Source organism: Microbacterium sp. LWH12-1.2 (assembly GCF_040675825.1).
GTDB lineage: Bacteria > Actinomycetota > Actinomycetes > Actinomycetales > Microbacteriaceae > Microbacterium.
Genome location: NZ_JBEGIJ010000001.1, coordinates 1,688,065 through 1,708,327, shown reverse-complemented (window position 1 = coordinate 1,708,327; position 20,263 = coordinate 1,688,065). Strand labels below are relative to the sequence as shown.

Annotated in this window: 18 protein-coding genes; 6 read left to right on the top strand and 12 right to left on the bottom strand. The window is 68.1% G+C overall.

Features of this window, described 5'->3' with window-relative positions:
* The first annotated feature begins 68 nt into the window (after positions 1-68).
* Both MRBLWH12_RS08235 and MRBLWH12_RS08230 read left to right on the top strand, forming a co-directional pair.
* Entirely contained in the window at positions 69-410 is a 342-nt protein-coding gene (locus MRBLWH12_RS08235; protein WP_363548044.1) for a PadR family transcriptional regulator, read from the top strand.
* Position 411: 1 nt separating this feature from the next.
* On the top strand, positions 412-1,386 hold the full coding sequence (locus tag MRBLWH12_RS08230; RefSeq protein ID WP_363548041.1) for an HAAS signaling domain-containing protein: 975 nt from the start codon (positions 412-414) through the stop codon (positions 1,384-1,386).
* Between the two features lie 73 nt (positions 1,387-1,459).
* Here the strand turns inward: MRBLWH12_RS08230 and MRBLWH12_RS08225 are convergent, their stop codons facing one another.
* From MRBLWH12_RS08225 to MRBLWH12_RS08215, 3 genes are read right to left on the bottom strand one after another with little or no spacing between them, the layout of a single operon-like run.
* Entirely contained in the window at positions 1,460-2,182 is a 723-nt protein-coding gene (locus tag MRBLWH12_RS08225) for an SRPBCC family protein (RefSeq protein ID WP_363548038.1), read from the bottom strand.
* Positions 2,175-2,771 (bottom strand): helix-turn-helix domain-containing protein, encoded by a 597-nt coding sequence (locus MRBLWH12_RS08220; RefSeq protein ID WP_341974070.1) that lies wholly within the window; start codon positions 2,769-2,771, stop codon positions 2,175-2,177. The genes MRBLWH12_RS08225 and MRBLWH12_RS08220 overlap by 8 nt, the downstream gene beginning before the upstream one ends.
* A 42-nt stretch (positions 2,772-2,813) precedes the next feature.
* A complete protein-coding gene (locus tag MRBLWH12_RS08215) occupies positions 2,814-3,197 on the bottom strand; it encodes a DUF4267 domain-containing protein (protein ID WP_363548035.1) in 384 nt (127 codons plus the stop codon).
* A 65-nt stretch (positions 3,198-3,262) separates the two neighbouring features.
* Between MRBLWH12_RS08215 and MRBLWH12_RS08210 the strand changes: the two genes are divergently transcribed.
* A complete protein-coding gene (locus MRBLWH12_RS08210; protein ID WP_341974072.1) occupies positions 3,263-3,829 on the top strand; it encodes a TetR/AcrR family transcriptional regulator in 567 nt (188 codons plus the stop codon).
* Positions 3,830-3,860: 31 nt separating this feature from the next.
* Here MRBLWH12_RS08210 and MRBLWH12_RS08205 read toward each other — a convergent pair whose 3' ends face one another.
* Positions 3,861-5,114, bottom strand: coding sequence for an MFS transporter (locus MRBLWH12_RS08205; RefSeq protein WP_363548032.1), 1,254 nt, complete (start codon positions 5,112-5,114; stop codon positions 3,861-3,863).
* A gap of 36 nt (positions 5,115-5,150) precedes the next feature.
* Here MRBLWH12_RS08205 and rsmA point away from each other — a divergent pair, with 36 nt between their 5' ends.
* From rsmA to MRBLWH12_RS08190, 3 genes are read left to right on the top strand one after another with little or no spacing between them, the layout of a single operon-like run.
* Positions 5,151-6,026: a 16S rRNA (adenine(1518)-N(6)/adenine(1519)-N(6))-dimethyltransferase RsmA gene (rsmA, locus tag MRBLWH12_RS08200; protein WP_363548029.1), complete on the top strand. Its 876-nt coding sequence runs from the start codon at positions 5,151-5,153 to the stop codon at positions 6,024-6,026.
* Positions 6,027-6,049: 23 nt separating this feature from the next.
* A complete protein-coding gene (gene mgrA / locus MRBLWH12_RS08195) occupies positions 6,050-7,117 on the top strand; it encodes an L-glyceraldehyde 3-phosphate reductase (RefSeq protein ID WP_341974076.1) in 1,068 nt (355 codons plus the stop codon).
* Positions 7,118-7,127: 10 nt separating this feature from the next.
* Positions 7,128-8,060, top strand: a complete 933-nt coding sequence (locus tag MRBLWH12_RS08190; protein ID WP_341974077.1) for a 4-(cytidine 5'-diphospho)-2-C-methyl-D-erythritol kinase — start codon at positions 7,128-7,130, stop codon at positions 8,058-8,060.
* Here the strand turns inward: MRBLWH12_RS08190 and MRBLWH12_RS08185 are convergent.
* The 8 genes from MRBLWH12_RS08185 to MRBLWH12_RS08150 form a co-directional block, all read right to left on the bottom strand.
* Entirely contained in the window at positions 8,050-9,663 is a 1,614-nt protein-coding gene (locus MRBLWH12_RS08185; protein ID WP_363548025.1) for a PucR family transcriptional regulator, read from the bottom strand. The genes MRBLWH12_RS08190 and MRBLWH12_RS08185 overlap by 11 nt on opposite strands.
* Before the next feature lie 163 nt (positions 9,664-9,826).
* Positions 9,827-10,933, bottom strand: a complete 1,107-nt coding sequence (gene menC / locus MRBLWH12_RS08180; RefSeq protein ID WP_341974079.1) for an o-succinylbenzoate synthase — start codon at positions 10,931-10,933, stop codon at positions 9,827-9,829.
* Entirely contained in the window at positions 10,930-11,796 is an 867-nt protein-coding gene (locus MRBLWH12_RS08175) for a GNAT family N-acetyltransferase (RefSeq protein ID WP_341974080.1), read from the bottom strand. Before MRBLWH12_RS08175 ends, menC begins: the two co-directional genes overlap by 4 nt.
* Positions 11,793-12,908 carry a M20 family metallopeptidase gene (locus MRBLWH12_RS08170; RefSeq protein WP_363548020.1) on the bottom strand — a complete coding sequence of 372 codons (1,116 nt, stop codon included), beginning with the start codon at positions 12,906-12,908 and terminating at the stop codon, positions 11,793-11,795. The genes MRBLWH12_RS08175 and MRBLWH12_RS08170 overlap by 4 nt, the downstream gene beginning before the upstream one ends.
* Positions 12,908-16,243 (bottom strand): serine hydrolase, encoded by a 3,336-nt coding sequence (locus MRBLWH12_RS08165; protein WP_363548017.1) that lies wholly within the window; start codon positions 16,241-16,243, stop codon positions 12,908-12,910. Before MRBLWH12_RS08165 ends, MRBLWH12_RS08170 begins: the two co-directional genes overlap by 1 nt.
* A gap of 19 nt (positions 16,244-16,262) precedes the next feature.
* Entirely contained in the window at positions 16,263-17,306 is a 1,044-nt protein-coding gene (locus MRBLWH12_RS08160) for an ABC transporter ATP-binding protein (RefSeq protein ID WP_363548015.1), read from the bottom strand.
* Positions 17,303-19,252 carry a dipeptide/oligopeptide/nickel ABC transporter permease/ATP-binding protein gene (locus tag MRBLWH12_RS08155; RefSeq protein WP_363548012.1) on the bottom strand — a complete coding sequence of 650 codons (1,950 nt, stop codon included), beginning with the start codon at positions 19,250-19,252 and terminating at the stop codon, positions 17,303-17,305. The genes MRBLWH12_RS08160 and MRBLWH12_RS08155 overlap by 4 nt, the downstream gene beginning before the upstream one ends.
* Positions 19,252-20,250, bottom strand: coding sequence for an ABC transporter permease (locus MRBLWH12_RS08150; RefSeq protein ID WP_341974085.1), 999 nt, complete (start codon positions 20,248-20,250; stop codon positions 19,252-19,254). Before MRBLWH12_RS08150 ends, MRBLWH12_RS08155 begins: the two co-directional genes overlap by 1 nt.
* Between the last annotated feature and the right edge of the window lie 13 nt (positions 20,251-20,263).

Sequence of the window (20,263 nt, the reverse complement as noted above, 5' to 3'; positions counted from 1 at the left end):
GCGGCTCGGTGCGGTGCGGTGCGACGTGATGCTTGCGTTACTGTGCAGCGCTATGTAGTGTACGCAGCATGGTAGATAGCCCGACACAGCTCGGTCGGCTCGAGCAGGACCTCCGAAAGGGCGTCCTGGTGCTGGCCGTGCTCTCCCAGCTACGCACCGCGCAGTACGGCTATTCCCTGCGACAGGCACTCGCCCAGCGCGGGATGCCCATCGAGGAGGGAACCCTCTACCCGCTGCTGCGCCGGCTGGAGAACCAGGGTCTGCTCGCTTCGCAATGGCAGGCGGACGACGGGCCTCCCCGCCGGTATTACGAGCTCAGCGAGCTCGGCACCGGCGTGTACCAAGACCTGACCTCCGCTTGGGGGTCGCTGGCGTCGGTGATGAACCGACTCCTGACCGAGGAGGACTGAATTGGATCCCAACGCCATCATCGACAGCTACGTCGCCGACGTCGTGCGATACCTGCCGCGACGCCAGCGCGCCGATGTCGCTCTCGAACTCCGCTCACTGCTCGACGACGAACTCGGCGGCCGGGCAGCGGATGCCGGCCGCCCCGCCGACTCGGCACTCGCCATGGAGCTGCTCACAACCTTCGGAACACCGCAGGAAGTTGCCGACCGCTATCGCCCAGCCGGCTTCACGATCATCCGCCCCTCAGACGCCCCCCGATTCACCTGGATCACACTCGGTGGCGTCGCACTGATCTGGGCGATCACTCTGCCAGCCGTCATGCTGGGCGTCATCCCCGTCATCGGCTGGGACTACGGCGCAGACGCCTGGTGGGGTCGCCTCACCGTCTGGTGGCTCGGCCCCGGCATCGGCGCCCTCTGGTGGCCCGGTGTGGTGATCACCTACACGCTTATCGGCGCGCTGGTCACGCACCGCCGCGAGTCCGAGCCGCAGGCCTGGACTCCTACCCCGCCCCGGATGATCGACCGCGACCTGATCAGTCGCCCGGGCACGGTCGTTGGAATCGCGGCCGGGGCGCTTGGCGCCACCCTCGTCATCGCCCTTCCCTGGCTTGCCTCCTGGGCGCCCTGGCTCCCAGAACCCGCCATCGAAGCCCTCGCACTCGACCCCGAGTTCCTGCAGTGGCGTGCGCCCTGGGTGCTTCTCTTGTGGGCGGCGGAGCTGGTCCTGTACGTGCTCGTGCTCTTCGCAGGACGCTGGAGCGTGCCCGCTTTGCGCGCCCGCAGCGTGCTGTCCCTCGCCGCGGTCGGGCTCCTGCTGTGGTGGTCCCTCGCTGGGCTGGTCTTCGTCTCACCAACGGCGGACAGCACGGCGAGGATCCTCTTGGGACTGCTCGCAATATACGCAGCAGTCGACGCCGTCATCGCCTTTCGCCGCAGCACGACGACATCGCGAACGAAACCCAGCCTCGTATGACATGCCCGGGTCATGCCCCGCTGGGGAAGAAGCACAGCATCGCGATCCGGAGCGCACCGTGTTCCATCGCTTTCTATGACTCGTTCGAAGACTGACCCTGCGCGGCCCCTACTCGGGCGTCGGTGGCGTGCCACCATTCGCGCCACCGGTCACGGAGCTCTGAGAAGCGATCTTCGTCGACGCCATAGAGGCTGAGGAGCGCCATCATCACGTCGCCATCTCCATCGCGATGGAGCACCAGCAGCGCGTCATTCCACTCGGACACCGTCAGACCGAGCTGGTGGTCGGACCTGAACCAGACACGGCCGCCGGCGATCCCGCCGGCGAGCGATCCCTCGTACGGGGCTCCTGCGCGCAGTCGCGGGTCGTCGGAGATCGCCGCCAGCGCGGAAGGCGCCTTTCCGCGCAGGAGGACAGTGCGACGAGCAGCGCGCGGGTGGCGTTCCACGGCGAACTGCAGCTGATGGATGAACGTGATCCACCCTTCGGTGATCTCGTCGTAGTACCGCGCCCAGTCCGGGTCGTCTTCCGGTGCCGCACGAGTCAGCGTCACGCGCGTGCCGCCTTCGACCTGTTCCAGATCGATCGTGTCGCCGCCGTTCAGATCGATCCGGTGCTCGCCGACCGTCACATCGGTGAAGTAGATCAGGTCGATCTCCTGGTCCAGGCTTCCGTCCGGTCCGCCGTCGAACTCCCAGCCGTGCCAGTGCCTGATGCGGTCCTTGTCTCGGAGGGCGCTCCAGACCTCGCTCACCGGTGCGGCGATGGTCACGCGGATCCTGGGTGTTTCAGACATCGTTCTCGCCTCTCTCTTCCTGTTTCTCGGCCTGAGGGCTTGCTGGTGCCGGGTGAGTACCGGCGACGAAGCGGTATGGCCGCCCGCCGGCGGAGTCGAAGGATTCGACGGTACGGCGTACGGCATCGGTCAGCGCATCCGCGAACCGGTGAAGATCACCGGGCTCCGCGAATCGCACCTCGGCCTCGATCGTGAAGGTCAGCAGCCGCTGTCCGGTTTCGTCGGCCTTGGCCTGCATCCGGGCGACGTCGCGTACGGTACCTGCAGCCACCTGCACAAGATGTTCGGCGGCGTACTGATCATGGATGCCATCGAAGGCGCGCCCCATGACTCCAGGATCGACGATGAGCGTCGACTGGGATGCGCGGTAGACGCGCTCGGTGAAGCCGCGGCGCTGCCGCTCCTCGACGAGTTCGATCAGGCCTGCCTTCTCCAGTTCCTTCACGTGATAGTTGATCTGCTGTCGGGGGAGGCCGAGCTCCTCGGAGAGGCGGATCGCCGAGGAGGGCTCGCGGAGCAGGCCCAGCAGTCGCCGGCGTATCGGGGACAGTGCTGTGCGCACCACATCGGGTTCGTCGAGGTACTTCACATGGACAGTCTGCGGCTAGACAAATAAATCTGTCAAGAACGTTCAGAGCACGAGCAGACCTGCGGCGATCAGCATGGCCACCGCGGTGCTGACGTGCACCGAGTACGCCGTCTTCCTGCTGCCCTTGTTCGCGAGGATGATGCAGGCGTCTCCGAACGGGATCACCGCCATCGGCAGGAGTGCCAGCGGGAGCTGTGCCGGCGCGAAGAGGGCGAAGACGATGAGGGTCAAGCCGGTGCCGATGTCGCGGATCCCCTTGACCTGCCACCAGCCGCGAGCGTCCGGCGACGGAAGGGTGGGCAGTCCGAACCCGGAAGCATTGCCTTCGTGCTTCATCAGGTAGGCGATGCCGATTCCGATGATGCCGACTGCGCCGATCCAGCTGAGGACCATTCCGATCACGTGCAACATAAGTGAGCCTTTCATCAGTAGAAGATCTAACAACGATAGATCATCGAACAAGAAAAAGCTATCAGTGATAGAATTCGGAGATGGGAGTGCAGGAGCGCAAAGCGCGAGACCGCCAGGACCGCGAGCAGCGCATCGTCACCCGCGCGCGGGAGATCGCCGAACGCGATGGGTGGTCGGCGGTGACGACACGCCGCCTCGCCGGCGAGATCGAGTACAGCCCGCCGGTTCTCTACGGCCACTTCCCTGACGGCAGGGACGGCATCGTGAACGCCGTGGCGCTGTCGGGATTCCGCGACTTCACCGCCGCGATGCGTGAGGCATCGGGAGGAGTGGAGGGCGCACAACGGGTGAGGGCGTTCGTGGAGGCCTATCTCGCCTTCGCGGCAGAGCATCCGGCCACCTACGAGGCGATGTTCTCGATGCGTCTCGCCGTCGAGTTCGCTCAGGAATCGACACCGCAGGAGCTGCGTGAGGGATTCGCGGTGCTCGTCGCTGTCGTCGGCGGCAAGAGCGATGCGGACGCGGCGACGCGAGGCGAGGTCTTCTGGAGCGGGCTGCACGGGATCGCGGTGCTGGCCCGTGAGCGCCGCCTCGCACCGGAGAACCATGGTGCTCGCGTCGACACGCTCGTCGACCTCTTCAGCTGAAGCGCCTCGGCGTTACTGAAGCGCCTCGACATCATTCGCCCTGCTCGGGCTCGTCGACCGGCTTCGCGCTGACGATCTGCGAGATCGGCTTCCACACCAGGAGCAGCGTGATCGCGGCGCCGACGAAGGCGAACCACCAGGGACCGGTCAGTCCCCAGAACTGGGCGATCACGCCGCCCAGCGCCTGGCCGATGACCATGCCGCCGAAGACGCCGACCATGTTCACCGAGGCGACCCGGCCCTGCAGCTCGGCTGGTACCAGCCGCTGGCGCACCGTCGTCGAGATCGTGCCCCAGATGAACGCATACGCGCCGAAGACGAACATGATCACCAGAGCGACCCAATCAACGGTGGTGAGCGCGAACGCGAGGTGCATCAACACCTCGAGCGTCAGCACGACGCGCATGAGGGTGGCGAACGACACGTGCCGTTCCAGCCAGCCGAAGCTCACCGTCGCGAGCAGGCCGCCGGCGGCGGACGCCGTCGTGAGCATGCCGTACCCCACGGGGCCCATCTGCAGGTGCTCCGTCGCGTACAGCACGAGGACGCCCCAGGGGGCGGCCCACGTGATGTTGAAGACGAGGATGATCAGCACCAGCATCCGCACCGGCGGGTTTCGCCACAGCCAGCGCAGCCCCTCGGCGATGTCCGTGTGCACCGGGGTGTGCGCGCCGGACTCTCTCGGCGGAACGGGTGTCTTCGCCATCCGCGAGATCAGTAGGACGGCGAACGACACGCAGATGACTTCGAGCAGGAACGGCCAGGCCGTGCCCGCGGCGAACAGGAAGGCGCCCAGCGGCGGGCCGGCGAACTGATTCGCGACGAGGTATCCGGCTTGCAGCCGCGCATTGCCGAGGCCGAGATCTGCCGGCTTCACGACCATCGGCAGCAGGGTGCTGCCCGCCGTGTCGACGAACACCTCGGCGGTCCCGTACAGGAATGCGACCGCGAAGACGATCCAGATGTTGGCCGAGCCGGTGACGAGGAAGACGCACAGCGCGGCCAGGACGACGGCGCGGGCGGCGTTCGCGAACATCACCAGTCGGCGGCGATCGAACCGGTCGGCGATGGCGCCCGCATGCAGGCCGAAGAGCAACCACGGCAGGAACTGCAGGATGGCGCCGGATGCCACCAGGATCGGCGACGACGTCATCGAGGCGATCAGCAGAGGCGCCGCCGCGAGGGCGACTCCATCGCCGATATTGCTCGTCCAGGAAGAAGCGAGCAGCCAGCGGAAGTCTCTTCCCATCCGGCGAGGCGCGACGAGGTCACCGAGGGAGGGCATCATCAAAGAGTACTGGCGGTAGGGGACAATGGACGGATGACCGTCACCCTGCTCGGCGCCACCGAGATCCGCCGCCTTGCCGCCGAGCTCGACGTCACCCCCACGAAGAAGCTCGGCCAGAACTTCGTCGTCGACGCGAACACCGTCCGCAAGATCGTGCAAGCGGCACGCGTTCAGCCGGGGGAGCGCGTCGTGGAGGTCGGACCGGGCCTGGGCTCGCTCACGCTCGCCATCCTCGAAGCCGGAGCATCCGTCACCGCCGTCGAGATCGACCACCGCCTGGCCGCGCGCCTGGCGCAGACTGCCGCTGAGCACGGCGTCCCGCCCGAGATGCTCACCGTCGTCGACGCCGACGCGCTTCGCATCACCGAGCTTCCGGGCGAACCGACCGTGCTGGTCGCCAATCTGCCGTACAACGTGTCGGTGCCCGTGCTGCTGCATTTCCTCGAGAACTTCACCTACCTGCAGCGCGGAGTCGTGATGGTGCAGGCGGAGGTCGCCGAGCGGATCGCCGCGAAACCGGGGTCGAAGATCTACGGCACGCCGAGTGTGAAGGCCGCCTGGTACGGGGAATGGAAGCTCTCGGGCACCGTCTCGCGCCAGGTGTTCTGGCCGGTTCCCAACGTCGACAGCCTTCTCGTCGGGTTCGCTCGTGCGGCGACGGCACGCGGCACTGAGGAAGAGCGGCGACGCACCTTCGCGATCGTGGACGCCGCCTTCAACCAGCGTCGCAAGATGCTCCGACAGGCGCTCTCCGGGATCTTCGGCAGCTCGGCCAGCGCATCCGAGATCCTGATCGCTGCCGGGGTCGCACCGACGGCGCGGGGCGAGGATCTCACTGTCGACGACTATCAGCGCATCGCCCAGCATGCCGAGCGCATCGAGATCGACGAGAGCGAACGCGCTCACTGACGGTCAGGGACTAACCTGGCACGGTGACAGAGTCTTCGCGCTTCAGCCCCGACGTCCCCGAACTCCACCGCCCGTACGCGGCGGCCGAGAACCGTTACGAGCAGTTCGAGTACCGCCAGGTCGGCACGACCGGCTTGTATCTGCCGCCGATCTCGCTGGGCCTGTGGTGGAACTTCGGCGATAACATCCCGCTCGACAACCAGCGAGCGCTGCTTCGCCATGCCTTCGACCGAGGCATCACGCATTTCGATCTGGCCAACAACTACGGCCCGCCCTATGGCTCTGCCGAGAAGAACTTCGGCCGGATCTTCGCCGAGGACCTCCGCCCGTATCGCGACGAGCTGATCATCTCGTCGAAAGCCGGCTGGGACATGTGGCCCGGTCCCTACGGCGACCTCGGCAGCCGCAAGTACATCCTTGCGAGCGCCGAGCAGTCGCTGACGCGGATGGGACTCGACTACGTCGATATCTTCTACTCGCACCGCGTCGACCCGGTCACGCCGATCGAGGAGACCATCGGCGCGCTGGACACCCTCGTCCGGCAGGGCAAGGCGCTCTACGTGGGCATCTCGTCGTACAGCGCTGAGCGCACCGAGGCGGCGGTGAAGGTCGCCCGCGATCTCGGCACCCCGCTGGTGATCCACCAGCCCGCGTACTCGATCCTGAACCGCTGGGTGGAGGACGGGCTCACCGCGACGCTGGAGCAGAACGGACTCGGCGCCATCGCGTTCACCCCGCTTGCGCAGGGGCTGCTCACCGACAAGTACCTCGGCGACGGCACCGCCGATCGCGCGCAACAGCGCGGATCGCTCCCGGACGGCCCGCTCACCTCCGCTGCGGTCGACACGCTGCGTGCACTGAACGACGTCGCCCGCGACCGCGGTCAGTCGCTCGCGCAGATGGCTCTGCAGTGGACGCTGCGCAACCCGGTCGTCACGTCCGCGCTCATCGGAGCGTCGCGGACATCGCAGCTGGACGAGAACATCGCCGCCGTGAACGGTCCCGCGTTCGACGCCTCGGAACTCGCCCGGATCGACGAGCTCGCCGACGCCGTCGACGTGAACCTCTGGGCGAAGTCGTCCGACCTGTGAGCCCGAGCCCATGAGCTTCGCCTCGATCTCGGATGCCGTGCACGTGCGGGCACCGGGGAAGATCAACGTCTTCCTCGGCGTCGGCGCGCGCCACGACGACGGGTATCACGCCCTGGCGACGGTGTTCCAGGCGGTGTCGCTCTATGAGGACGTGATCGCGCACCACGCGGACGATTTCTCGGTGACGGTCTCGGGCGTGGACGACCCGGACAGCGTCCCGCTCGACGACCGCAACCTGGCGATGCGCGCGGCGAAGCTGCTGGCTTCGGCGACGGACTATTCCGGTGGTGTGGCACTCCAGATCCGCAAGAGCGTTCCGGTCGCGGGGGGCATGGGCGGCGGGTCGGCGGATGCGGCTGCGGCTCTCGTCGCCTGCGATGCGCTGTGGGGCACCGGACTGTCTCCGTCGCGACTGCACGAGCTCGCTGCGCGACTCGGCGCCGATGTGCCGTTCGCGTTGCACGGCGGCACGGCCGTCGGTACGGGCCGCGGTGATCAGCTCAATCCCGCACTCGCCAGGGGACGTTTCGACTGGGTGCTGGTGACGAGCGACGAGGGACTGTCCACCCCGGTGGTGTACCAACGCCTGGACGCGCTGCGCGCGGAGGAGGGGGCGCTCGCCGACGACCCGCCGGTCTCGCTCGACGTACCGATCCCGGTGCTGCAGGCGCTGCGCTCGGGCGATCCGGCGCTGCTCGCGGAGAGCCTGCACAACGATCTGCAGGCGGCGGCCGTCCACGAACGTCCTGACCTCGCGGAGACGATCCAGATCGGCATCCGCGAGGGCGCTCTTGCCGGCATCATCTCCGGCTCAGGGCCGACCGTCGCGCTGCTCTGCGATGGCCCGGAGAGCGCACAGGACGTGCAGTCGACGCTGCGGATGGCCGGTTACGACCCGCTGCACGTGCACGGCGCCGTCGCCGGTGCGCGCATCATGTCCTGATCTCGTCGGGAACGAGCAGGCGCAGCTGAACCATCGCCGAGAAGCGGGTGTCCGGGTCGGTCAGATCCAGGTCACTGATCTCGCCGAGCCGGCGCAGGCGATAGCGGAACGTGTTCGGGTGCGCATAGACGCGCTTCGCGGCCACGCTCACGTCGCCGAAGGCATCCAGCCATGCGCGCAGGGTCTCAACGAACTGGGTGCCGCGCTCTCGATCGTGTGCGATCAGCAGGGCGACGGCTCCCGTCGGCTGATCGCCGCGGGCACGTACCAGATCGCCCAACTCGACCAAAAGCGCGTCCATCTGCACCGCTGCGAAGACGGCGACCGCGTCGTGGCGGGTGGACTGCTGGATGACCCGCAGCGCGCGATCGGCGTGGATTCGCGAGACCGGGATCGTGGAGGTGTCCTCGGCGATCGTTCCGACGCCGACGCGGATGTCGGAGGATGATCCGAGACGGCCGAGGAAGTCTGTCGCGACGCGGGCGGCGCGGAGGTCGGCGTCGCTGTGGTCGGGGCGGGCCCCGGCGACGGCGTAGATGACATTGCCGACGACGGCGACGGCCGAGCGGAGGTAGACGGCGCCGAGGTGCATGGCGAAGGCGTCGGCGATCCGCTGTCTCTCGGCGGCGCCTCTGGCGTCAGGCGACAGGTCGTCGCCGCGCCCGTCGGCGACCGACAGGGCGAGCACGACGCAGCGATGGTCGTTCAGGCGAAGTCTCGCCGAGGCATCGGCGGCGCCCGGTCCTCCTTCGAGGATCGTGGCGAGGAGGTCGGCACGGAGGCGACGCTCGACGTCCGCCCCGGCCCGCAGACGGAGCATGTGCAGCGCGACGAGCCCCGCCGAGTCCTTGAGCGCACGAACCCGATCGCCGCTCAGCGGCTCCTGCACCGCGACCCAGATCGAACCCAGAATCTCGTCGCCCGCGCGTACGGCGAGGGCGACGCGGGGGATCGACGGGGTGCCGTCGGTGGTGCCGACGGGTTCGACGTCGATCGGATTCGTACTGCGGTACAGCTCCTGAAACACCCCGCGCTCTTCGAGCTGCCGGGTGAATCGCTCTGGCACCTGTCGGCCCAGCACCGTCTCGACTCTGGCGGGGTCGGCTTCGTCCTGTCGGCCGGAGAACGCGACGACGCGGGAGTTGCGGTCTTCGATGGTCACCGGAGCGTTCAGCAGCGTGGCGATCGCGTTCGCCAGCGCGAAGAGGTCACCCGCCGGCATGCCGCCCAGCGTCTGCGGTCCGCGATCGCCGACGTCGCCCTCTCCGATCAGAGAGCGGAGCATCGCGGTGAGCTGAGCCCAGGACGCTCCGCGGGTGAGAGCGAGAACCGGGATGCCTGTCTGCTCCGATGCCTCCAGCAGGGCGTCGTCGGCTCGCACCGGCGCACGCAGCACCAGAGCAGTCGCCTCCTGCGCGGCAAGGGCGTGCAGAAGCGCTGCGATCTCCACAGGATCGCTGAGCCCGACGCCCAGCACCAGGGCGCCGCGCATCGGCATCGCGTCGTCGAGGATGTCGTGGATCACGACGGCCTCGATCTCGATGTCGCGGTCGGTACTGCCGCAGACGACGTCGAGAAGCGTCGCTCCGAGATCTTCGATCACACGGCCGAGGCTGGCGCGGGGTCGTGTCGTCACTGACATGAGCACGACGCCCACGCTACGGGGTGATTGCGGGGGTTGAATCTGTGGAGCACGACGAAATCGTATCCGAATCTCGTCGCGCTCCACAGAAATCAATCCGCGAAGGCGATGCGGTTCCTCCGGATCAGAACGTGATCCATTCTGTACGCGTCGTGACGTCGTCCAGCGCATCCTGGTGCGGAGTGATTCCGATGCCGGGACCGGTCGGCACGGTGAGCGTACCGTTCTCGATCACGAACGGCTCGGTGATGTCGCTCGAGTAGTAGCGGTTGGACCCGGAGGTGTCGCCAGGGAGGGTGAAGCCGGGGAGTGCAGCGAGGGCGACGTTGGCAGCCCTGCCGATACCCGTCTCGAGCATCCCGCCGGCCCACACGGGGATCTCGTTGGCCTGGCAGACGTCGTGGATACGCCGCGCTTCGAGATAGCCGCCGACACGACCCGGCTTGATGTTCACGATCGAGCAGGCGCCGATCGCGATCGCATCCGCCGCCGCGCGAGCGGAGACGATGGACTCGTCGAGACAGATCGGCGTCTTCACGACCTTCGCGAGCTGGGCGTGTCCCAGGAGGTCTTCCTCGTCGAGGGGCTGCTCGATGAGGAGAAGATCGAAGGGATCGAGCTTTGCCAGGTGCTGCCCGTCTCCGCGCCGATACGCCGTGTTGGCGTCGACCTGGAGCAGGATGTCGTCACCGAAGCGCTCGCGCACGGCCCGCACGGGGTCGATGTCCCAACCCGGTTCGATCTTGAGCTTGATGCGGACGTATCCCTCGTCGAGGTAGCCGTCGACGGCGTCGAGCAGCTCGGGGATCGACTCCATGATGCCCACCGAGACACCGCACTCGACCGTGTCACGGACGGCGCCCAGCTCGCGTGACAGCGGAACTCCGCTGGCGCGTAGCTCGGCGTCGAGGATCGCGAGCTCCAGGCCGGCCTTCGACATCCGGTGACCCTTGAACTTCGCGAGCGCCGGTGCGACTTTCGACGCATCGAGATCGGGAACCTGCGCCAGCGCCGGAAGCAGGAAGCGCTTGATCACGTCGAGGCTCGCCTCGACGTACTCGGAGGAGTAGAGCGGGTCGCTCATCGCGACGCACTCGCCCCAGCCCTCGGCCTCGTCGGTGACAGCCCGCACGATGATGGCCTCGCGCACGGTCTCCACTCCGAACGACGTGCGAAACGGTGCCACCAGGGGCATCTCGATGACGCGGAGTTCGATTCCGGTGAGCTTCATTGGTGTTCTCCTCTGTCTAGGGTGTAGGTGCCTGTGCGGTCGAATCCCACGACCGACGCGCCCTGATCGAGCAGCGCGCCGAGAGTGTCGCGGAGCGCGAGTCGCCACTGCGTGGCACGGTCCGGGTCGGTGTTCCGAAGTTGTTCGATGTCGCGCGGCAACGACACCCGCACGAGCTGTGCCGAGGTCTCGTGGCGCAGCGGACCGAGATGATCGTCGACGGTGAGCAGGTCCTCTCCGACCGGCACTTCGCCGGTGGCGACCTCGCCGCGGCAGGCGGCGGCGACGCGCGGATCCCGCACGTACCAGGTCACGAGCATCCGGTCGGTGTCGTCGCCGCCGTTGAGAGCGTCGCTCATCTGGCCGTAGAAGTTCTGGTGATAGGCGACGGGCGTCGCGGAGAGTTTCACGAGGTTGAAGTAGGCGTTGCGACTGATGAGCGGGTCGAAGGTCCAGGAGATCTCGTCGAGCTCGTTGTCGATCGCCCAGGACCGCTGGTGCGCTTTCAGTGCGAAACCGACGCTGCGGCCCCGCATCCGCGCGGAGACCCCGGCGATGTGGCTGTGCAGAGCACGCCGGCCCGGTGCGGCGAAGAAGCCGAAGCAGGCGCCGACCAGCTCGTCGCCGTCGTAGGCTCCGCCGACATAGCTGCCCGACTTGGAAAGTGCGCGGAGGGTCTCCACGTTCACCGGCAGCTGGCTGCCATCCGACGCCCAGATCCTCTTGAACAGATCAGCGACCTCGGTGAACTCGCCCACCGTGGACAGCAGTCGGACATCCACGCCGGCGTCGTCGGCCGCGGCCTTCGCCGCCCCGGCGGCCTCGTGCGCGGCGCTCTGCGGCACTGTCTTCATGATGCTCATTCCCTTTCCCCCGTGAGGACCTCGATGAGCAGGCCCTCCAGCAGCGCTGTCCGTTCCGGAATCATCGCCACGATCACGTGTTCGTCGTCGGCATGCGCCCCACCGCCGACCGCTCCGAGCCCGTCGAGCGTCGGGACGCCGAGCCCTGCGGTGAAGTTGCCGTCGGACGCACCACCCACGGACACGCCGTCGAACGGCGTCAGACCGCGGCGCGCAGCGATGGCACTCGCACTCGCGAACAGCTCGGCGGAGGCCGTGCGCTCCATGGGGCGGCGATTGGAACCGCCGTCGATGCGCACCTCCGCGCCGGGCACCGTCGTCGTGAGCGCACGGATGGCCTGATCGACGCGGTCCTGCTCCGCTCGCGTCTGCACTCGGACATCGACGGCGAACTCGGCGTCGGCCGGAACGGTGTTGGTGGTGCTCCCGGCGCGAAGAAGCGTCGGTGTCACCGTGGTGCCCGCGTCGGAGTTGCCGAGGCCGCTGATCGCCAGGATGAGATGAGCTGCCTCGACGGACGCATTCACCCCACGGTGCGGTTCGAGCCCGGCGTGCGCGGCGCGACCGGTGATGACGACGCGGTAGAGCGAGACGCCTTTGCGGGCGACTTTCAGCGCGCCGCCATCGGCCGCGGCCTCCAGCACGAAGACCGCTGCGCAATCCCGCGCCACATCCTCGATGAGAGCCTGCGAGCTGGGTGAGCCGAGCTCTTCGTCTCCGGTGATGAGGATGCAGATGCCGTCGCGATCCTGCATCGCAGCCGCGGCATGAAACGCCATCACCACGCCGGTCTTCATGTCGAAGCATCCGGGGCCCCGGAGGATGCCGTCCCGGACCTCGAAAGGATGGGACTGCAGGGAACCGGACGGCCATACCGTGTCGTGATGGCCGAGCAGAAGCACCCGAGGCGTGCCGAAGCGCCAGCGGAGGTGCGTTCGCCCTTCGAGTACGATCCGCTCGGGTGCGACGCCGAGCAGGCGCTCACCCAGGGCGGCGGTGACGTCGGCGCTCCGCGCCACGGCATCGAGGTCTGACGACGGGGACTCGCAGTTCACGAGGGTCTCGATGTCTGAGACCAGGGTGTCGACGAGGAACGCCTCCTGCGTCGCCATCATGAGACCTTCGGCGCTGCGCGCACGCCGTAATGCATGTACTGCTCGCCGGTGGCGAGCGTGTAGAACACGAGCGCCTGCCAGGCTTGGGTGCCTTCGGGTCGGATGACGAACTCGTTCTCCCGCACCGGGATCAACGGGTGCTCCTCGATCGGATCGGGCAGCAGCGAGGCCAGCGGGCCGGTGACGGTCGTGCGCAGTCGCAACCCGCCTTCGACTTCGAGCACTTCGGCGCTGACGCCTTGGCGGTCGTAGGACCCCACGATCTCGGAGAAGTCGGCGATGTACGGATCCTCCGGCGGGGTGAGGTCGTCCGGGAGATGGATGCCCGCCAGCTCCGAGAAGATCTCGTCGAAGAGACCGTCGTACAGATCACGCGTGTTCCCGCCGTTGGTGAGAAGCGTCACCGCCAGTCCTTCCTCGGGAAGGATGCGCAGGAACGACGACTGTCCGATCGTGTTGCCGTCGTGGCCGACCAGCTTCTTGCCGTCCCAGTCGAACAGGATCCAGCCCACGCCCCAGCCGTTGCCGATCGTGTAGGGGTTGGGGACATCGACCTCGTGCTGCTGCATCCGGGCGACGCTCTCCTCAGAGAGCACCCGGGTGCCGTCGGCCGCGAGACCACCGGTGAGGTGCATCCGCGCGAACGCCAGGACATCGGCGGTGGTCGAGTTGATGAGCCCCGCCGGTCCCATGGACCGCGGAAGAACCCACGCCGGGGCCAGCTTCGGCCCGTCCTCGCCGATCTCCGTGTGGCCGCTGGCCGCGCGGAACATGATCGCCTCTTCGGGGAGGGTCGACGAGTGGGTGAGGCCGAGCGGCGACATCAGGAGGTCGCGCATCGCCTGGTCCCAGGTGGTTCCGGTGAGCTTCTCGATGACGCGGCCCGCGAGCACGAAACCGGAGTTGCAGTACGACATCGTCGCACCCAGTGGGTGATTCTGCGCAACCCCGTCGAGGATCTCGACGTACTTCTCGAGAGTGTCGTCGCCTCGGCCGGTGTCGGTGAAGACATCGCCGTCGATACCGCTCGTGTGGGTGAGCAGGTGACGCATCGTGACGGTGCGCGTGACCTCGGCGTCGGACGCGCGGAACTCGGGGAGGTACTGCACGACGGGGGTGTCGAGGTCGAGCAGGCCGTCATCGACGAGCTTCATCGCGGCCGTCGCGGTCCACGCCTTGCTCATCGAGCCGATCTGGAAGACGGAGTCGTCGGTGGTCTCGATCCCGGTGCGGATGTTGAGGATGCCGTGGTGTGCGAACACCGGCTCCTCACCCAGCCGGAGGATGCCGAGCGTCGCGCCCGGCACGTGATGGGCCTCGGCGAGCGCGCTGAGACGCTGCTGCCAGTGGGTGGCGTTCAGGCGCGGACGGATCGGCGTACCCGCCGGCGGGGCGTACTGCTCGACCCAGTCGATGATGCGCTGCGAGAAGTCGGCTCGGTGCGACGGCGGCCCTGACAGCGGGAAGAGATGCGCTCCTCCCGGGTACAGCACGAGTCGTGTCGGAACGTCGCGCTCACGCAGCGCCGCGAACCACTGCTCGGCCTGGCCCACCGGGCAGCGGTCGTCTGCCGCGCCGTGCAGGATGAGCGTCGGGGTGGTGACGCGCTCGACCTGGGTGTAGGGCGACTGCGCCGCGAACTTCTCCTTGTCGCGCCAGGGGAGTCCGCCGTTCTCCTTGTCGGCGAGGTAGTGACCGACATCCGACGTGCCGCCGCCGCTGGAGAGATCGCTGATGACGCCACCGGCGATCGCGGCCGCGAAGCGATTGTCGCGCGAGGTCAGGTAGCAAGTCATGTAGCCGCCATAGCTGTACCCGGACACGCCGAGACGCGCGGGATCGGCGATGCCCTCCGCGACGAGCTGATCGATCGGCTCGAGGAAGTCGTTCGCGTCGCTGACACCCCAGGCGCCGGACACCGCGCTGAAGAATGCGTCGCCGTAGCCATCGCTGCCGCGGGGGTTGATCGTGAGGATCGCCCAGCCGCGATGCGCGAGCATCTGATGGTAAGGGTGGGTGAGGTCGGCGGCGCCGTTCCAGGCGTTGTGCGGCCCGCCGTGGATGTCGAGCAGCAGCGGCAGAGGTCCATGGGCCTCGGGGTCGCGGCGGAGCCAGCCGGTGACGACGGTGCCGTCTGCGATGGTGAAACGACGCTCTTCAGCAGAGACGATCGGGAAATCGACCGATCCGTATTCCGTGAGGGTGTGCACGGTGCCGTCGGTGAGGTCGACGATCGCCACGTCGCCGAAGGATGTCGGCGTGGACAGGACGACTGCCGCGGTTGCGCCGGCGACGGAGAGTCCCGAGATGTTCGTGGTCCCTGCGACGAGTGCGCGAGCATCCGTTCCGTCGGTCGCGACGGTGTACAGGTGCGAATAGCCGTTGTCGCGGATCGAGAAGACCAGCCGCCCGCTGCCGTCCTGCTGCGGCATGCCTCCGGGATATCCAGGTCCGCCCGGCATGACGTTCCGGTCGAGTCCTGCGATCACGTCGATCGGCGCACCGCCCTCCACAGGGAAGAGCAGCAGACCGGCGTTGCCGACGGCGGTGTTCGTGCGACCGGCGGCGACGACGTGAGCGCCATCTGAGGTCCACCCGGTGACGGCGGCCTGTGTGTCGGCGGAGCCGAGCCGCACCGGAGCGGCGTTCGGGTCGGTCGCGGAGGTGATGAAGACCTGGATGCGCATCGTGAGGTCGGCGTCGTCGTCGGCTGCGGACGAGAAGGCGAGGCGGGTGCCATCGGGCGACCAGAACGGATCAGTGGTGTGCGCCGTGCCACGGGTGATCACGGTGACCGCGCCCGTCTCGACGGCGACGACGTGCACCTGCTGGACGAGTGTGCCGAGATGTCCGGCGCCGTCCGCCTTGTACCCGAGGCGGTCGGCGGCCGCGGGGGCGGAGCGGCGGGCGAGGATCGTCGCGCGGTCATCGCCGGGGAGCGCGGCGCTGTCGACAGGGGCGGCGAAGGCGATCCTGGTGCTGTCAGGACTCCACTGCGGCGAACCCGCTCCCAACGGCAGCGAGGTGAGAGCGCGCGGCTCGCCGCCGTCGGTCGGGAGGACCCACACCTGCGCACCGGTCTCTCCGGCGCGCAGGAAGGCGAGTTGGCTGCCGTCGGGGCTCCACACGGGCGTCGAGTCGGCCGTGCCGTGCGTGAGGCGCTTCGGAGCCCCGCCGTCGCGGGCAACCTGCCAGAGCGCGCGGGTGTCCCGGTCGCCGTCGCGATCTGTCGTGCGCAGTGCGAAGACGACGCGCGAGCCGTCGGGGGAGAGGGCCGGCTGCTCCGGAGAGGTGATCGCGAGGAAGTCGTCGATGGTCACGCTGCGGTTCATGGGAACTCCAATCGGAAGGTCAGTTCACTGTGGCGGCCGAGGACGGCTGCCGTTTTGTGTCGGAGGCCGAAAGGAGGGCGACCGTTTGGGACTTCGGCACAGTTCCCAACGGGGCGTCCGCGCCGGTACCGGCGAAATGGCATGCCGCACCGCGTCCGCCGACGGGCTGGAGCGGTTCGGAGATGACGCAGATCTGGCGATCGGGGCGTGCGACCGGCCCGATCGGACACCGGGGGTGGAAGCGGCATCCGCTGGGCGGAGCGTGCGGATCGGCAGGTTCGACGTCGATGAGCGCAAGCGGATCGATCTCGAGCAGACTTCCGTGTCGCGTCGGCGCGGAAGCGAGCAGCTCCTTCGTGTACGGATGCTGCGGATCGGTCAGGACCTGATCGGTCGGGCCGACCTCGACGATCTTCCCCAGGTACATCACCGCGATGTAGTCGCTGAGATACCGCACCACCGCGAGGTTGTGCGAGATGAAGAGCATCGTGAGGTCGAGTTCGGCACGCAGTTCGCGGACGAGGTTCAGCACGGAGCCCTGCACGGAGACATCGAGCGCCGAGGTGATCTCATCGGCGATGATGACCTCGGGCCGGCCGGCGAGAGCCCGAGCCAGGGCGATGCGCTGGCGTTGGCCGCCGGAGAGCGCCGCGGGCAGCGACGTCGCGCGTTCCGGGTCCAGGCTCACCAGATTGAGCAGCCGTGCGACCTCCGCACGCCGTGCGGTGCGGCTGCGGACGCTGCGCGGAAGGGCTTCGGCGATCGACTCGCCGATCGTCATCCGCGGGTCGAGCGAGGAGAACGGGTCCTGGAACACCATCTGGATGGGGCGATGGCGGCGGAAGCTGCGCACATCCACTCCGCCGAGCGTGATGGTTCCGTCGCTGATCGGGGAGAGCCCGATCGCGGCGCGTGCGAGGGTCGATTTTCCTGAACCCGACTCGCCGACGAGCCCGACGACGGAGCCGGAGGGGACGACCAGGCTCACGTCGTCGACGGCGGTGAGGCCTGCTCGGTGCGTGCCGTAGCGAACGCTCACATGATCGAAACGCAGCTCACTCATCGGATGACTCCCTCGTGCTCGACGATCGGCAGGGCTGAGGTGACCGCCGAAACGGTGGCGTCGGCCTTCGCCGGGCTGTCGCCATCGACCGGGTGCCAGCAGGCGACGCGGTGGCCGGCGGCATCGTCGACGAGTTCCGGATCCTGTTCGCGGCAGAGCGCGGAAGCAAGCGGACAGCGGTCGGCGAAGGCGCAGCCGGCTGGGAACGCCCCGGGGGCGGGCGGGCGACCGGGGATCATCTTGAGCGGGATCGAGCGGTCGGTGTCGATCTCGGGCACGACGTCGAGGAGCGCCCGTGTGTACGGATGCTGCGCGTGTGTGTGCAACTGCGAAGCGGGGAGGTCCTCCACGACGCGACCGGCGTACATGACCAGCACCCGATCGCACGTCTGGGCGATCACGGCGATGTCGTGACTGATCAGCAGCATCGCGGCATCGGTGTCGCGGCGGACCCCGGCGAGCAGCTGCAGCACCTGACGCTGCACCGTGACGTCGAGCGCCGTCGTCGGCTCGTCGGCGATGATCAGGCGGGGGTGATTCATCAGTCCCATGGCGATCATCGCTCGCTGGCGCATGCCGCCGGAGAACTCGTGCGGGTACTGCCGGGCGCGCCGGTGCGCTGCCGGCACGCGTACGGCCTGAAGCCGGTCGACCGCGCGCGCCATCGCCGCCGATCGGTTGAGTCCCTGGTGCTCGGATGCGGCTTCGGCGAGCTGGGATCCGATTCGCCTGGTCGGGTTGAAGGAGGTCATCGGATCCTGGAAGACCATGGCGAGAGAGGTGCCGAGGAGACTGCGCACCGAGCGCTCGGGCGCATCGAGCAGGGGTGTGCCGCAGAAGCTCAGGTGCGCGGCGGAGATCCGGCCAGGCCGTTCGATGAGCTGCGCGGCGGCGAGTGCGGTCAGGCTCTTTCCTGAGCCGGATTCTCCGACGACTCCGAGTGCCTCTCCGCGGGAGATGGTGAAGCTCACCCCTCGCACTGGCGTGAGCCAGCCATCGGGGCCGGGGAAGGACACGCGCAGATCGTCGACGCGGAGTACCACGTCTTCGTCGACGACCTGCGCGAGAACGGGGGCGCTCATGCGACCGAACTGGGGGAGCCTGCCGCGATGGCGTGCGCTGCGTCCGCCGATGACGGAGGCTGCGGTCTCGCCGAGCAGGTTGAAGGCGAGTCCGGCGACGACGACGGCGACGGCCGGTCCGATCGCCGCAGCTGGATTCAGGTAGATGCGGTTCAGGCCTTCGCCGAGCAGCCGTCCCCAGTCGTATGCAGGCACCTGCACGCCGAGTCCGAGGAACGAGAGGCCGGCGAAGGCGAGGAGGGCGGATCCGGCGCCGACCGTCGCGTTGACCACGAGCGGCTCACCGATGTTCGGCAGGATGTGCCGGATCAGCACCCGGATGCGGGAGACGCCGGCGACGCGCGCGGCCGCGATGAAGTCGCGGCCGGCGATCGACGCGGAGAGGGTCTGGGTCAAGCGGGCGAAGCCGGGGGCCATGGCGAAACCGATCGCGAGCACCGCGCCGGTGGTGCCGACGCCGAAGATGACGGCGAAGAACAGGGCGAGCAGGAGCCCGGGGAAGGCCACAGCGATGTTCACCACGCCGGCGATCAGGCGTCCGGCCCAACGGGGGAGCACAGCGGGAGCAGTACCGAGGAGCGTGCCCACCGTGACGCCGATGAGGACTGCGGCGACCGCGAGAGTGATGGACAAGCGCGTCGCGACCAGGACTCGGGCGAGCACGTCGCGCCCGAGGGAATCGGTGCCGAGCAGATGAGCGGCGCTGGGGCCCTGCGTGATCGCGGTCGGATCGACCTGTTCGGCCTGCGGCCCCCAGATGATCGGCGCGAAGATCGCGGTGAGCGCGACGAGGACGACGAGGGCGAGCGCCGTGGCGCCCAAGGGTGAACGGACGACGTCGAACCATTTCGAGCGTGCAGACATCATGCCTCCCGGATTGTGGAGCGGGGATCGAGGAGCGCGAGGACGACGTCGATCACGAAGTTGACCAGCAGCACGCCGACGCCATAGACGAGGACGATGCCCTGCACGACCGAGTAGTCCTTGGTCAGGATCGACTGCACGATCATCGTTCCCAGGCCCGGCCAGGCGAAGACGTTCTCGACGAGGACAGTGCCGGCGACCATGCCGGTGAGCAGGAGCCCGGTGAGGGTGAGCGTGGCCGTCATGGCGTTCGGAAGCGCATGCCGCGTATAGATCCGCCGAGGGGCGAGGCGCTTGGCGCGCGCCGTGCGGATGAAGTCCTGACTGAGGACGGCGAGCACCTCGACGCGGATGATCCGGGCGAAGACGGCGATGGGGCCGACAGCGAGCGCCAGGACCGGCAGGACGAGCGACATCGACGCGGTGTTTCCGGCCACGGGGAACCACCCGAGCGACACGGCGAAGACATATACCAGGCCGACCGCGAGGAGGAACTCGGGAATGGCGGCGAGGACGACGGTGGCGGTGGCGAAGGTCAGCTCCGCCCCTCGTCGGCGTCCACCGCGCGTGGCGACCGCCATCGTGACGCCCAGCGGCACGGCCACGAGGAGAACGAGCAGCACGGCGAGCACCGCCAGCTGCAGAGTTGCCGGCAGCCGTGTCGAGATGATCTCGCTCACCGGCTGGCTCGTGATCATGGACGTGCCCATGTCGCCGGTGAAGAGGCCGCCGATATACCGCACGTACTGCAGAGCGAGGGGTTGATCGAGGCCGAGTGCCGCTCGTCGTGCTTCGACGAGCTCGGCGGGGGCGTTCATCCCGAGGGCGGCTCGAACCGGATCACCCGGCACCAGGTGGATCATGAGGAAAGCAGCCGTGACCAGCACCCACACCGAGAGGACGAACTGCCCTCCACGACGGACCAGGAACGACAACCAGGGGTTGTCGGACCGTGCGGATCTGATCAATATCGCCTGCGTGGCGGTGGTACTGGCCATCGGCTGCTTCCGG

Excerpts from the sequence above, each read along its gene's own strand:
- MRBLWH12_RS08225 (WP_363548038.1), bottom strand. The coding sequence starts at position 2,182 with ATGTCTGAAACACCCAGGATCCGCGTGACCATCGCCGCACCGGTGAGC.
- MRBLWH12_RS08210 (WP_341974072.1), top strand. The coding sequence starts at position 3,263 with ATGGGAGTGCAGGAGCGCAAAGCGCGAGACCGCCAGGACCGCGAGCAG.
- MRBLWH12_RS08215 (WP_363548035.1), bottom strand. The coding sequence starts at position 3,197 with ATGAAAGGCTCACTTATGTTGCACGTGATCGGAATGGTCCTCAGCTGG.
- MRBLWH12_RS08165 (WP_363548017.1), bottom strand. The coding sequence starts at position 16,243 with ATGAACCGCAGCGTGACCATCGACGACTTCCTCGCGATCACCTCTCCG.
- rsmA (WP_363548029.1), top strand. The coding sequence starts at position 5,151 with ATGACCGTCACCCTGCTCGGCGCCACCGAGATCCGCCGCCTTGCCGCC.
- MRBLWH12_RS08190 (WP_341974077.1), top strand. The coding sequence starts at position 7,128 with ATGAGCTTCGCCTCGATCTCGGATGCCGTGCACGTGCGGGCACCGGGG.
- MRBLWH12_RS08205 (WP_363548032.1), bottom strand. The coding sequence starts at position 5,114 with ATGCCCTCCCTCGGTGACCTCGTCGCGCCTCGCCGGATGGGAAGAGAC.
- MRBLWH12_RS08150 (WP_341974085.1), bottom strand. The coding sequence starts at position 20,250 with ATGGCCAGTACCACCGCCACGCAGGCGATATTGATCAGATCCGCACGG.
- MRBLWH12_RS08155 (WP_363548012.1), bottom strand. The coding sequence starts at position 19,252 with ATGTCTGCACGCTCGAAATGGTTCGACGTCGTCCGTTCACCCTTGGGC.
- MRBLWH12_RS08175 (WP_341974080.1), bottom strand. The coding sequence starts at position 11,796 with ATGAGCATCATGAAGACAGTGCCGCAGAGCGCCGCGCACGAGGCCGCC.
- MRBLWH12_RS08170 (WP_363548020.1), bottom strand. The coding sequence starts at position 12,908 with ATGGCGACGCAGGAGGCGTTCCTCGTCGACACCCTGGTCTCAGACATC.
- MRBLWH12_RS08235 (WP_363548044.1), top strand. The coding sequence starts at position 69 with ATGGTAGATAGCCCGACACAGCTCGGTCGGCTCGAGCAGGACCTCCGA.
- menC (WP_341974079.1), bottom strand. The coding sequence starts at position 10,933 with ATGAAGCTCACCGGAATCGAACTCCGCGTCATCGAGATGCCCCTGGTG.
- MRBLWH12_RS08160 (WP_363548015.1), bottom strand. The coding sequence starts at position 17,306 with ATGAGTGAGCTGCGTTTCGATCATGTGAGCGTTCGCTACGGCACGCAC.